This is a genomic window from Mesorhizobium sp., assembly GCF_004962925.1.
Lineage (GTDB): Bacteria > Pseudomonadota > Alphaproteobacteria > Rhizobiales > Rhizobiaceae > Mesorhizobium.
Map to the genome: position 1 here is coordinate 1 of NZ_SUEO01000042.1, position 13,063 is coordinate 13,063.

Genomic DNA, 13,063 nt, shown 5'->3' on the forward strand with positions numbered 1-13,063 from the left:
TGCGTGATGGCAATCCAAGAGGACGTCGTGCCGCCGACCGCCAACTATCGCGAGCCAGATCCCGCTTGCGACCTCGACATCACACCCAATGTGCCGCGCGAGCGCAAGGTGCGCGTCGCCATGAGCAACGCCTTCGCCATGGGCGGTACGAACGCAGTTCTGGCATTCAGGCAGGTGTAGAAGCCATGCAAGACGCCTCATTTGAGGTCACCTGTCGTATCTAGCTGCTTGAGGGGCGGGGCATTGTGAAACAGGGGGAGCTGTGTGGCCCCTCTTTCTCGGCTCGACGATGTGGAAGGAGCCTGTGCGGCGAAACGGGCCGACGCCCCCCCAGGCCCAGAACTTGGGCGAAACCAACTCCCACCAAAGCACAGCCGCTTTAGTAGCCGAACAATGAAGCCTCGCTCGACGAGCCGCCGCCTCTACTGTCAGCGGCATCACGCGGTTGAAGCGAACAGCGCAGCGGCTACTGTTTCCCGCACAACTCGGACGGCAATTGGGACAAGTCCGCACATGTCGTCACGTAAGCTGAACGCCGCAGGTACAGCCAAATTGGGGGCGGGGCGTTTCTGCCGTTTTGATAGAATTCTATCAAACTGACAATTTTCCTTGCACGAATGCAAGGAGAGCTCGATTGACTCCCCTCCTTTCTTGTCAAGGATGGGTTTGCAGGCTGCGGTGCGGCAGAAGCCGGACAGAACGGCGACCGGTCGAGTAAAGGCCTGCGCAAACAAGCGCGCATATTGCGGGCGCCCGCACGGAGGAGAAGACGCTCGTCCTGGTGAAAGACAACGATGCTCAGGCGCCATTGCCATTTGCCGAGGGGGTCCGCGCGCCGGAAATTTCGAAGCAACAAAGGTGAGATCGAGAATGATGATGGCGAAATACAACACAGCTCACCGTCCAGTGCAGTTCTACCGGCGGGTGGCGGAGTGGGATGGGCTGCCAAATGGAACGTAAAAAGATCAGCAAGGAGATGCTTGGCGATAGTCAGGCGCTGCGCAAGCTGCGTGAGCACCTTGTCAAGGTGGCCAAGGCGAAGACTACGGTCCTGTTGCGAGGTGAATCCGGAACCGGCAAGGAGCTGGTTGCCAAAGCCATTCACGAGCTCTCGCCTCGCGCCAAGCAGCCCTTCATCAAGGTCAATTGCGCGGCGCTCACCGAGACGCTTCTGGAATCTGACTTGTTCGGTCATGAGAAGGGTGCCTTCACCGACGCGAGCAGTTTGCGCAAGGGGCGCTTTGAGGCTGCCGACAAAGGCACATTGTTTCTGGACGAGATTGGCGAGATATCAGGTTCGTTCCAGGCTAAGCTGCTGCGTGTCCTGCAGGAGCAGGAGTTTGAGCGCGTCGGCAGCAACCACACCATTAAAGTTGATGTTCGCGTGATTGCCGCAACGAACAGGGACTTGGAAACGGCAGTTCAACGCAAGGAGTTCCGGCAAGACCTCTATTATCGCATCAACGTCGTCACTTTACGCGTGCCGGCGTTGCGCGAAAGGCGAGGTGATATTCCGCTCTTGGCCGCTCAGTTTCTCAAGAATTTCAATACTGAGAATGATCACACGCTGACCTTCGCTCCCGAAGCGATTGAGGTGCTAATGAACTGCGAATTTCCAGGTAACATCCGAGAGCTCGAAAACTGCGTTCAACGGACGGCAGTTCTGGCGACGGGTCCATCAATCCTCAGAACTGACTTTGCCTGTTATGCGGATCAGTGCTTGGCCGCGGCGCTGTGGAAGAACGGACCGCCGACGTCAGAGAAGTCGACTACGATCGAGCCTTCCGCCGCCTGTGCCGCCCCGCCCGTCGGCGACGGGCAAGCGCCGATAGGCCCTGCCACGACTCGTGGTAGGGTGCCCGATGCCGATACGGTCATTGCTGCCATGGAAAAGTGTGGCTGGGTGCAGGCAAAGGCGGCGCGCCTGCTCGGTTTGACCCCGCGCCAGATCGGCTACGTGCTGAGAAAACGCGGTATCGAGATCAAGCGTCTCTGAAACAACCCGCCGAGCAAGAGCTGGAGCAGGTCAAGCATTGGTGCTCTGGCGCCGAGCCCATCGGCCAGGCTTACGAAGTGGGTGTGAACAGCGCTGCCAAGATTCCGGCCGTGTGCTTTCTACCACCAGTCGTACTGGGGCTCTGCGACTGACAAACTAAAAAGGAGTAATGCTATGGCTAGTAACTTCGCTCTACACCGCAAGGGCAAATCAATTCGACGTGCCTGAAATCCAGAAATAATCGATGTATCATTGGTGACACGCCAGCATGCGTAGAGGCGACGCGCAGATCTCCGCTGGCGGGACCTGATCGATACATTAGCTGATGGCTTACCGCTCGATATCACGCAATCTGAGATGGGCATGAAAGTGAGTTCGACCGCTGGACAGTTGCCGACTTCGTCAGGTATTGGCCCCTGCGACCGGTTGATCTGCGATATCCAAATTCTTGGAAGTTGGTCGAGACGAAACTGTCGCCCCGGCTCGTGACCGACCGCGCGCCCGGCAAGACCGAGTTACAAAGTTGCCGAGGCAGTTTGATGTGCGTTCCTGCATCACTGTACGGGACACAACCTGACGGGAGACTATGATGCGTAGCCAAAAAGAAAAGATGCTCGCAGGCGAGTTTTACAATGCGGCGGATCCGGAGATCCAAGCTGACCTGTTGGCCACCGGGGCTTGGCTCAAGCGGTACAATGATACGCTGGGGCAGACCACGGGGCATTGGCATGAGCTTTTGTCCGAGCGGCTGGGAGAGGTTGGGCGCGGAACGGTCATCCGTCCGCCCTTTTTTTGCGACTACGGATTCAATATCCTCATTGGAGCCAATGCCTACATCAACTTCAACTGCGTTATTCTTGACGTGGTAGAGGTCAAAATCGGGCAAGGAACGGCAATTGGGCCTGCTGTGCAGATTTATACCGCCGATCATCCACATGATGCCGAGCAGCGGCAGGCCGGCCTGCAGGTCGGGCGTCCTGTTCGCATTGGCAGCCGTGTCTGGATCGGCGGTGGAGCAATCATTCTGCCTGGCGTCACGATTGGTGATAATGCAGTGGTAGGCGCTGGCTGCGTGGTCACACGAGATGTTCCCGCCGGGGCAAAGGTAGTGGGAATTCCTGCTCGCGTCGCCAACCCACATAAACAGGCATAATCAGCCTCCTTGACCCTGGAGGTGCATGCGAACTGTCGAAACTGTGCCAAATTTCTGCCGAAGCTATTGAGCGCTGCATATCTTGTCGCGGTTCGGCTCGGGCGCTTCAGTTCTTTTGCCACGGGTGTCACAAAATCATGTGCGTAATGCCGCCGCAACGTGCTCACGTCCCGCAGCAGCGGGCCCTTTCACATGGCCCAACGAATTCAGAGCCTTCGTTGTGCTGCCAGTAGCATTACTGCTCAGATGTATTCCCAACTGAGTTTTCGCCCTTGGAGGCAAGCGACTCACCAGCAATCGCCGGCCATTAATCCTGGCTAGCATCGACCCCGACGAGGCGAGCCGCGGCGTTGCCGATCGGCATGTCGATGACCGTGATTGCGCCTTCGGCAAGGAAACGACGTTCGTTTCTGGTCAGCGTAGCCGAATCGATCACCGCAAAATGTGGGCCAGTGGAGCGCTTCATCATCTGTCTGGCATATGTGCGCAGCACCTGATCGTTGAAGCGACAGCCAACGAAGAAAAAGCCCCGGTTGACGCGCCGTTGCTTCACCACGTCCGGGATCGGCGTCTGGATATCAATTTCGGTTAGGACTTCGACGTAATCGGAATCAGCCACGAGGAAGTTTGCGGCCGGCCTGACGCTGCCGTGCGGCGCATAGAGCACCGTCCTTGCCACTTGTTCGGCGTCGAGTTCTGTTCCTGACAAATCGTAAGTTCTCGTCCAGATGTTACCAATTCCGGTCGCGCGCGTCGTTCCTTGTATCTCGACAACGTCTGTTTGGCCGGCCTCTGCAAGGGCTGCCCGCATGGCGCCATCGTACCAGCTGTCGATGATGACAGACAGTTGAAGGGTTGCGAGCCAGGCGTGAAGAACGGTCGGCTCGGCGGGGGCTGCGAATATCTCCGCCATCCACGCTTGAAGAGTCCGACGATGTCGGCGCTGCTCGATAAACTGGGCGACCGACCACATATTGGTGCGAATCCTGGAAGGGGCAGGCGCCCGCTTGTTGAGTGCCGCGGCGACATCTTCCGGGGTGCAAGGTACAGGTGATTCCGGCGCGTTAAGCTGCAGAAGACCAGGACCGAGATAGGGGATCACTCGATCGGCCTTGAGAGCGCCCTTCAGCAGGTCAATCAGCTTTTTGGCAAAACTGCCCCGGACGACGACGAGATGGTCCCAGCTCAGCATCGTGTTCATACGCGTTTCCTTTCCGCCACTGAACCCACCGGCATCAGGCCCCGTCGGAAATCTTCATCGCCTCGACGGTGATCGGCAAACGCGTATCGCGCGGAAGGTCGGGCAGCATGAGCCGCCAACCGTTCCTGAGCGTCACGGTCCCGCCCCATAAGTCTGCGTTCTCAATCTCGGTGATCGGCTCTTCGAGATCCTTCTTGGGGACATAAGCCGACAAGCCAGTAGCGGTCCTGCGAATCATTACTTTCATCCGGCTGTTCCTCCGTTGGAAATGCCTTCAGCTCCGCAGGGAACCTCGACTTTGTCGAGGCTAATGAGTTCGCGCGCTCGCATGCCGACGACCGTGCCACGATCGATCCATTCGACCGCATAGATGAAGAATTGCTGGAGAAAGGTTCCAATGTCGCGCACGTAGCCTTCGTCGCCCTTCCGCACGAGGTTTTCGCCGACCTCCTTGCCGGGATAGGTGCCGTCGTTTTTTATGTGGCGTGTCGCACGGACCCGCTCACCCTGCATGAACCGTGGCGGTCTGCCGATTTCGACCTCCTGTTCGCGTCTGGACCACATGGTGTCCACTCCTTTCTCGAGGCTTTTGGTGTGGTCCCGGTTTGCAGGCGTCCTCGTGCGGCGAACCCGACCGTTTCGGCAGGAATCAAGCGGGAACGCAGGTTTTCGATACCGGACAGACCGACACGCATTGCTGCGTATCGAAGGCCTCCTTGCATTCGGTGCACTTGTTTGGATCGATCACATAGGCGTCGCCCTTGAACTTGATCGCTTCCGAGGGACATTCGAACTCGCAGGCCCCGCATTGGGTACATTGGGATGCGATGATCTTGAAAGCCATTCTAACTCCTGGTTATCGGACGAGACGGCTCAGGCCGTCGCCGCTAGTGGTCTGATCCCAAACTCTGCCGCGTAAAGTGCGCTGACTGCGGTCTCGATGTAGTCATGGCCATAGGCGTCGGTTACGCGCAGTCCAGCTCGCGAGAGTTGTTCCTTCGGGCGATTTCCGATCTTGGCGCATAGGACTATGTGTATGCCTTCCAGCGCAGCGATGACGCCCTCGAGGGTGGCGTCTTCGCCCCCGCCTCCGAGGCAATACCGCTCGACCTTCCGATGCCCGACCAAGCTGATCCCTCTAGGCGAGACTTCATAAACCTGGAACTCCTTCGCGTGGCCGAAGTGTTCATTGACGCGTCCACCTCCCTTAGTGGCCACCGCAACCAGAAGCGACTTTTCGGAGTCTGTTGCCTTGATCATACCGATGGCCTCGCCCCTCGCCGCCTCATGATCACGGCGCTCGTGTGCGACCACCTGCCGATAGGCCTGACGCTTGCCAGCCTCGTAGGTGACATCGTTGGGAATCCCGTCCAGCGTGAATTCCTGGCCACGATCTTCACCGAGCAGGCCGACAGCATCTGCCCGGCACTGCCGGCAGTGGCGCATCAACTTGGCGCCACCTTCAAGTCGATCCTGAAGGGCCATCATCTCCATTGCCGTTGGGCCGCGCTGCCCGATGAGTCCGTAGTGTGTGCCGTGCGCCGGGTCCGAAATCAGAGGCATCACGTTGTGCAGGAACGCGCCCCGCTCCTTGACCATTTTGTTCACCTCAAACAGGTGCTGGTCGTTCACTCCAGGAATCATCACCGAGTTGATTTTGGTGAGGATGCCGCGCGCGCTCAGCATTTCCAGGCCCAACATCTGCCGCGCGTGCAAGATTCGAGCGGCTTCGATGCCGAAGTAGCGGCGATTTTCATAAAAGATCCAAGGATAAATCTTTGCGCCGACTTCCGGGTCGACCATGTTGATGGTGATCGTCACGTGATCAACATTCATTTCGGCAAGCTCGGCGACATGGTCCGGCAGCACGAGCCCGTTGGTGGAGACGCACAGCTTTATGTCGGGGATTTCCCTGATGACGCGGTCGAACGTTGCCTTCGTTTTCTCCCAGTCGTAACAGGCATCCCCCGGCCCAGCGATGCCAAGAACCGAAAGCTGCGGAACTTTGTTGGCAACCGCGATGACCTTGCGTAGCGCTTGGTCGGGCGTCAGCTTCTCAGACACAACACCAGGCCGGCTCTCGTTGGCGCAATCGTATTTGCGATTGCAGTAGTTGCACTGGACATTGCAAGCCGGCGCGACCGCCACATGCATACGCGCGAAATAGTGATGCGCTTCCTCCGAAAAGCAGGGGTGATCCTTGATCTTGTCCCAAATAGCCGGATCCACATCGCCCGGGCTGGTCGGCGACGAGCCGTAGGAGGACGGTGCGCAGCCACCGGATTTCGCGGCTGCCAGAAAACCCTCGGATGTCGTGCTAGTCGGCCCCTCAATCGAAATTATCGGTGAGGACATCAAACGGCTCCGTTGCTGGTACGTCGCGGTTCAAGGTGCAAGAGCCATACCAACTTAAAAAAGCGGCTTCAGTTCACTATTTGGGTCGATGTCGGGTTGTGTGAGGCCGGCGCGACACAATTTTGTCCTGCTTGCGACAGTGCAAGTCCAAATCCGTTCAGAAGCACAAAGCACTCCTTGTCGCGCAGAGGGCGCGCAAGACCACTGGCCTGACGATTGGCTCATCCAGGCTCTTAGAATTTCCTTCACCTCGATGCTATGCCGGCGTATCGCCTAGCCGACTTGTCGCGGCGTGAGGCCGAGAATTCGAGCCGCATTAGCCTGAACCCAGCCGGCCTTCTCCATTGTGTCGATCAGCCGGTCACGCTCCGTCCGCCGCGGACCCAGCGCCGGTCCGGCCGTATCGTTAGAATCGCAACCGGCTATCTCGTGTTCAGGGGCGCCGATGCGCCGAACCGGCATCGTGCTGGGCCGTGAGAGCTCGTCGATGACATTGCCACGTTCCGAAAGATTGGTTCCTTCCAGAGGAGAACGCGCAAGTGTGGCTGTTCTTTACACGCAGTTCTCCAGCTCGCGGACGTTGCCGGGGGAAATAGCATTGCGAGATCAGCTCAACTGCCGACGGCGTAAAGCCATGGTTCTCCATATTTCAAGGGTAAGCGCTGTGTCCTTCCAGGAGTGCCCGCGATCTGTGGGCCTGCCATTCTGAGGTGGATCGGAGATCGGCTTGTGTCTGAACTTGAACTTACGATTGACCCTGAGCGGCAGCCTCGGCGTTTCGAGGTGATCAACGGCGCTGTTAGTCGACGGCATTGGTCGATGGACGACAAGGGACGGAGTCATCGCCGAGACCCTGGAGCCGAACGCGGTGATCTCGGAGGTTGCCCGGCGCTACGGGCTGCGGCCGCGGCGGAACGCTCGCAAGCTTGCTACGTCCGCAGGACAGGCCACTCCCGCCTTTGTTCCGGCGGTGGTTTCGGTGGCGCCACCGGAACGACCCGTTGGGCCTACATCCGTGCACCAGAACTCAAGGCCGCGGCCTGAGAATCGGCCGCCGCTCACCCTTTACTTGGTTCCTCAGCCGACAGCGCTAAGAAGGAGAGCAACTTCCGTCGGTGCGAGGATCATTGCGTCGTGGCCAGTGGCGAGTTCCTGCCACGCCCAGCCATCCTGCTTCGCGACCCATTCTCGCGCTCCCGCCATCGGCGGGTGGAGTGGATTAGTGCAGACGACATAGGTTCGGGGCCTGCCGTTGCCGAGCGGGTGCACGAGCTTAAGTCCGCTTTCGTAGGTGCCTGCCGGATGCGGTGTTATCCGGCGCCGCACCCAGTCCGTGAGCGAGTGTCCCTCGGGAATGCCGAATGCTGTTGGCGGCGGAGTCGGCATGAAGATACCCCGTCCTTCCTCCGCAACCAATTTTCGACGGGCGGCGACGATGTCGGGGGGCATGGTGCTGAATACACTTTGACCGCTCTCGACGATGGCGCCGTCGAGATAAACGAGATGGCTGATATGGTCGGGTATCCGGTCGGCGGCGCCGGTGATGCTGATGCCGCCTAGACTGTGACCGACAAGGATCACATCGCTCAGCTCTTCCGTCACAATGTGGTTGACGATGTCGGTCACGAATGTGTCGGGCGTGATGTCCTTGCACAGCAAATGTGCGCGTTCGCCGACACCTGTCTGGGTCGGCGTGGTCACGTAGTATCCCATCTTGCGAAGATTGGCGGCCACGTCCCGCCAACACCATCCGCCATGCCAGGCACCATGCACTAGCACATACGTCTTTGTCATGGGTTGTGCCGTTCCACTTGCTCACCGGCCGTTGTGGCTGCCATCCGGCACGATGGCCGGACGTTGTCCCAAAGGGGCTCGACCACGTGACCGGTGGTAAGTCCGGCGCACAGGGCACCGCCGTGGCCTGAGGACACCGCTAACGAGTCGAGGAAATTTGAATTGCGAAAGGCCAATATTCACTAGCTCTTTGCAAGTGGATGGAGAGGCTCATGGTGTGCCGCAGTTGCTCGCTGCCGGCATGCTCTTGGCACGGTCCTGGCTGATCATCCGAACTTGAACAGGACACCAAAGCCGCCGCGCGGATAGTTCCACTCGATGTCGCCGCCTTTCTCGCACAATATCCGGCAGGTGCCGCATTCCATGCAGCCGTCGGCGGTGATCTCGACTTGACCCTTGTCATTCAACTCATAGCATTTCGCTGGACAGACGTAGGTCAACGCAAGCAAGTTCGCGCTTGGCTTGTCGTGCGGTCGCACTATAATATGGGGGCGGCCGGAATCGACCAGATAGCGGTTCTGGTAAAGCTTGTCCTCGACACGAACCTTCGTCACTGCGATCGTCATCTTGTACCCTCTTCAGCGCCATGCCAATGCCAGGCGGACCGCGTCGCTGACCAACCCCCAGCGCGAGCGCGCGTTGATGAAGGCGGCCGTGGTGTTCTTTTCCTTCTCGATCTTCGGCGTGCCGTCGACACGCATGAAGTTCTGAGCGGCATGCGACATCAACCGCGGATAGCTGTCAAAAAAGTTGCTGGAATTGGTGTGGAGTAAGGCTGGCATGTCCTTGTATTTCTTAAGATCCTTGATCACAAAGGAGTCATCCAGCATCGTCTTGTAGAGCGCAAGGTTCGCTTTGGTCATAGGACCGTTGCGGCTTTTGACTTTGACGATCGCCTCAGCCGCGACACGACCCGAGGTCATGGCAAGGTTCGAACCCTCACGGTGAATGGCATTGTTCAGTTGCGCTGCGTCGCCGACGATGACCCAACCGTCGCCGAAGAGCTGCGGAATGGCCCTGTAACCACCTTCGGGGATAAGATGGGCGGCATATTCTTTCACCTCCGAGCCAGCGATCAGCGGCCGGATCGAAGGATGGTTTTTCATCGCATCTAGGAGGGCGGACGGGCTCTCCATCGTCGCGGCGAAATCCGAGACCAGGCAGCCGATGCCGAGTGAAATCGACTCCTTGTTGGTGTAAAGGAAGCCGAGCCCGGCCATGCTGCGAGAGATCGTGCCCACGGCCTCGATTACGCAGCCTTCATCGCCCTTGACACCGAACCGCTGGCCAATGACCTCTTCGGGCAAGAAATGCATTTCCTTGACGGCAAGCGCCACGGTCTCCGGCTTCGGCATCTCGCGCAGGCCTGCGCGAGTGCCAAGCAATCCCGACACCCCTTCTGCGAGAACGACCACATTCGCGAAGACCACTCCGCCAGCCCGGTCTGTGCGGACGCCGATCACCTTGCCATTGCCATCACGGACGAGTTCCGTCGCGGTCGTCTCACACAGGACCGTCGCGCCAGCCTCGCGCACCTTGCGGGAAAACCATTTGTCGAACTGGGCGCGGATGATCGTGTAGCGGTTGGGTTTCGCCTCATTGAAGTCGTCCGACCGGTAATGAATTCCGGTGTGAGACGTGTCGTCCATCACCCAAAGTCGCTGTTCGACCAGGTGCCGCTCGAGGGGCGCATCATCCCGGAAGTCCGGGATGATCTTCTCCAGCATGTTCGCGTACATTATGGCACCCTGGACGTTCTTAGAGCCCGGATATTCCCCGCGCTCCAACTGCAGTACCTTCAGCCCCTTGCTTGCCAAAGTGTAAGCAGCTGCGTTTCCGGACATGCCGGCTCCGACCACAATGGCATCGAATTGTTCAATCATGTCCTCTCCCTCAACTCGCAAGCTTGTCTCGACTGTGCGGCGACAGCCGCCGGGTGAAGGCTTCCGTCAGTGCGGGCAGGAAGCGGATTGCATCCGTGACGATCCCGAGGTGGGCGAACTCGAAAATCGGCGCGTTCGGATCGGTGTTGATCGCGACGATGAGATCGGCCCCCTCGACCCCAACTCGGTGCTGGATGGCGCCGGAAATTCCGGCCGCGATGTAAAGCTTCGGTCGAATGGTCTTGCCAGTTTGGCCAATCTGCCGATCAGCCGGCATCCAGCCCTTCTGGACCAAGGGGCGCGAACAGCCATGCTCGGCGCCGATCGCTCGGGCAAGATTCTTCACAAGCTGAAGGTTCTCCGCCGCGCCGAGACCGAGGCCTCCCGCAACCACGACATCCGCATAGGCAAGATTTGCCATTGCCGACTGGTTATCCGGCAGGAAGCCGAGGACTTTGGTGACGATATCGTCCTCAACGAGCGACAGCTTGTGCCGCATGACACGCCCGACCGGCTTATCCACCCGCTGCGGCATAGGCATGACCCTTGGTCGCACCGTCGCCATTTGCGGCCGGTAGTTTAGTGTATAGATCGTACACAACAACGAGCCACCAAAAGTCGGACGGGTCGCGGCGAGTGAACCGTCGGAATCTACATCAAGTTCTGTGCAGTCGGCCGTGAGCCCCGTCTGCAGGGTCGTCGCTACCGAGCCCGCAAGATCCCTGCCCAGTGTGGTCGCGCCGAGAAGGAGGATTTCGGGTTTATGGGTATTGACCAGATCCGTGAGCGCCTTGGCGAACGGCTCGTTCCGGTAGTCGGCGAGCGGCGGCGCATCGACGATGTAGACAAGATCCGCCCCGTAAGCGAAGGCCTCGGCAACAGCGTCCTCGACCATCTCGCCCGGCGGTCCCAGCACGACGCCCGCGAGCTGGACTTCAAGCTTGTCGGCTAATTTGCGGCCTTCACCCAGCAGTTCGAATGATACAGGATGCACATTGCCGCGTTCGAGCTCGAGGAAGACCCACACGTGCCGGTAGTCTTTGAAACGGTCGGGAAGTTCTTTCTTTACACCGGCACGGCCGGGGGCAATGCGAGGGGTAGTTTGGCTTGCGGTCGACATTTTCTGCTCCTGGCCGTCACGTGCCGCTGTTGAAGGCCAGCTCATGTTCCAGCGCCGGCCGGCGGGTTAAGATATCGGCGATGAGTTCATCGGCTATGTCCTGCAAGCCCCTTTCCGCGGTGTCGATCTGCGCCGCGCTTTCTGCCCGTGCGGTGGGGGCGAAAACACGCTTGACGACTGTCGGCGAGCCACGCAGACCGCACCGGGTGAGATCGTCAATGCCGGCGTCGGCTGCAGTCCACTTCACGACTTGGCTGCGCGCCGCGCAAAGAGCCTGCTGGAGCGAGCCCCGGCGGATTTCGTTGGTGTCTTCCAGCATGGTAATGAGGCAAGGGAGTCTGCTCTTCAGCAACTGGGTGCCGCCTTCGGCGCGACGCGCGACTTCGATCTCGCGCGTTTTGAGATCGATGGAGGCAATCTTCGCGACATAGGTAAGTTGCGATAGATCCAGGCGCTTGGCTATGCCGGGTCCGACCTGGGCGGTATCGCCGTCAATCGTCTGCTTGCCGGTGAAGACGATGTCCGGCCTGCCGAAAGTCTCCCCAATTTTTGCGATTGCTTGCGAAAGAGCAAAGGAGGTCGCCAGCGTATCGGATCCGGCAAAATAGCGGTCCGTCAAGAGAACTGCTCGGTCAGCACCGTAACCGAGCGCCTTTCGCAGCGAGTCCTCCGCCATGGGCGGACCCATTGTGAGCACAGTAACCTCGCCACCATGAACGTCGCGCAGTTTGAGCGCTTCTTCGAGGGCGAACAGGTCGTAAGGATTGATGATGGTCGGCACACCCTGACGCATGATCGTGTTCGTCACCGGGTGGACGCGGATCTGTGCCGAATCCGGCACCTGCTTGATGCAGATTACGATGTGCATTGGCGATTTCTCTAAGCTCCCAGTCCGGATGCGTGCTTGGCGGTTCACCTCATGCCTGCATCGTTCATGCCAAGTCTTCTGCCTGCCTCTATTCCAGAAGGTGGCTTCGTTTGCTTCCGAGGAGCGTCATGAGGACTGGATTTGTCGACTTCTCGACATTGTCGCGTCGCAGCCGTGTCGGGCTCATTACTTTCCGAACCGCTTCAGTGCAGAGTCGAGCGGGACGAAGGCGCGGCCAGGTGCGGGACATATGTTTGGATCGTGGTCCCTTAGCACCTTGAACACACGTTGCGTGAGCGGCGAGGAAGTCGCGAAATCTTCGTAGGCGCGTTCCAGCTTGGCGCGCACCCGCGCGGCGATTACCTGGTCAGGCAGACCGGAGAAATCTTCTTCGGCAAGGTATTGGCCCACGCGCTTCATGATATGGAGCCGCGAGACATTCATCACTTTCGGGTCGTAGGAGACGCCAAGGCAGGCGAAGAAGTCCTCCGCAGCCGACAGGCCTTTCAGTCGCGCCAGGATATCGGTGCGATCGATCGGGCGGCTGTCAGCGGAGCAGTTCATTGTATTCTCCCGGCGCGAAATTGTGGTGTCGATGCGTTGGTGACATTGCTGACGGCGTGCCGACCTCTGACACGGCGGCTGGGGCAAGAGACTTGGTGATCTCAAGCTTTTCTGAAGTGGTGAAGGCGA

The 13,063-nt window shown here is 59.0% G+C and carries 13 protein-coding genes and 2 pseudogenes; 3 read left to right on the plus strand and 12 right to left on the minus strand.

The window, feature by feature from the left end:
- From E5W87_RS11390 to E5W87_RS11400, 3 genes and pseudogenes are all read left to right on the plus strand, one after another.
- Positions 1–180 (plus strand): annotated as a pseudogene (locus tag E5W87_RS11390) (beta-ACP synthase); the annotation flags it as partial.
- A 772-nt stretch (positions 181–952) separates the two neighbouring features.
- Positions 953–1,996: pseudogene (gene nifA, locus E5W87_RS11395) on the plus strand (nif-specific transcriptional activator NifA); the annotation flags it as partial.
- 586 nt (positions 1,997–2,582) lie between these two features.
- On the plus strand, positions 2,583–3,149 hold the full coding sequence (locus E5W87_RS11400) for a sugar O-acetyltransferase (protein WP_292397090.1): 567 nt from the start codon (positions 2,583–2,585) through the stop codon (positions 3,147–3,149).
- Positions 3,150–3,456: 307 nt separating this feature from the next.
- Here E5W87_RS11400 and E5W87_RS11405 read toward each other — a convergent pair whose 3' ends face one another.
- The 12 genes from E5W87_RS11405 to nifW form a co-directional block, all read right to left on the minus strand.
- The gene (locus E5W87_RS11405) at positions 3,457–4,350 is read right to left on the minus strand and encodes an SIR2 family protein (protein WP_095484270.1); all 894 of its coding nucleotides are present in this window, start codon (positions 4,348–4,350) and stop codon (positions 3,457–3,459) included.
- 34 nt (positions 4,351–4,384) lie between these two features.
- A complete protein-coding gene (gene nifT / locus E5W87_RS11410) occupies positions 4,385–4,597 on the minus strand; it encodes a putative nitrogen fixation protein NifT (RefSeq protein WP_024505230.1) in 213 nt (70 codons plus the stop codon).
- Positions 4,594–4,914 carry a nitrogen fixation protein NifZ gene (locus tag E5W87_RS11415; protein ID WP_095484271.1) on the minus strand — a complete coding sequence of 107 codons (321 nt, stop codon included), beginning with the start codon at positions 4,912–4,914 and terminating at the stop codon, positions 4,594–4,596. Before E5W87_RS11415 ends, nifT begins: the two co-directional genes overlap by 4 nt.
- An 85-nt stretch (positions 4,915–4,999) precedes the next feature.
- Positions 5,000–5,194 (minus strand): 4Fe-4S binding protein, encoded by a 195-nt coding sequence (locus tag E5W87_RS11420; RefSeq protein WP_095484272.1) that lies wholly within the window; start codon positions 5,192–5,194, stop codon positions 5,000–5,002.
- Between the two features lie 29 nt (positions 5,195–5,223).
- Complete coding sequence (gene nifB / locus E5W87_RS11425; protein ID WP_095484273.1) at positions 5,224–6,705, minus strand: nitrogenase cofactor biosynthesis protein NifB; 1,482 nt, start codon at positions 6,703–6,705, stop codon at positions 5,224–5,226.
- A 273-nt stretch (positions 6,706–6,978) separates the two neighbouring features.
- Positions 6,979–7,167: a helix-turn-helix domain-containing protein gene (locus E5W87_RS36065; protein ID WP_348627402.1), complete on the minus strand. Its 189-nt coding sequence runs from the start codon at positions 7,165–7,167 to the stop codon at positions 6,979–6,981.
- 615 nt (positions 7,168–7,782) lie between these two features.
- Positions 7,783–8,499 (minus strand): alpha/beta fold hydrolase, encoded by a 717-nt coding sequence (locus E5W87_RS11435; RefSeq protein WP_095484274.1) that lies wholly within the window; start codon positions 8,497–8,499, stop codon positions 7,783–7,785.
- A gap of 266 nt (positions 8,500–8,765) precedes the next feature.
- On the minus strand, positions 8,766–9,065 hold the full coding sequence (locus E5W87_RS11440; RefSeq protein WP_024505235.1) for a ferredoxin family protein: 300 nt from the start codon (positions 9,063–9,065) through the stop codon (positions 8,766–8,768).
- 12 nt (positions 9,066–9,077) lie between these two features.
- Positions 9,078–10,382: an FAD-binding protein gene (locus E5W87_RS11445; protein ID WP_095484275.1), complete on the minus strand. Its 1,305-nt coding sequence runs from the start codon at positions 10,380–10,382 to the stop codon at positions 9,078–9,080.
- 10 nt (positions 10,383–10,392) lie between these two features.
- Positions 10,393–11,502, minus strand: coding sequence for an electron transfer flavoprotein subunit alpha/FixB family protein (locus E5W87_RS11450; protein ID WP_024505237.1), 1,110 nt, complete (start codon positions 11,500–11,502; stop codon positions 10,393–10,395).
- A 16-nt stretch (positions 11,503–11,518) separates the two neighbouring features.
- Positions 11,519–12,370 carry an electron transfer flavoprotein subunit beta/FixA family protein gene (locus E5W87_RS11455; protein ID WP_095484276.1) on the minus strand — a complete coding sequence of 284 codons (852 nt, stop codon included), beginning with the start codon at positions 12,368–12,370 and terminating at the stop codon, positions 11,519–11,521.
- Between the two features lie 186 nt (positions 12,371–12,556).
- Positions 12,557–12,934: a nitrogenase stabilizing/protective protein NifW gene (nifW, locus tag E5W87_RS11460; protein WP_095484277.1), complete on the minus strand. Its 378-nt coding sequence runs from the start codon at positions 12,932–12,934 to the stop codon at positions 12,557–12,559.
- Between the last annotated feature and the right edge of the window lie 129 nt (positions 12,935–13,063).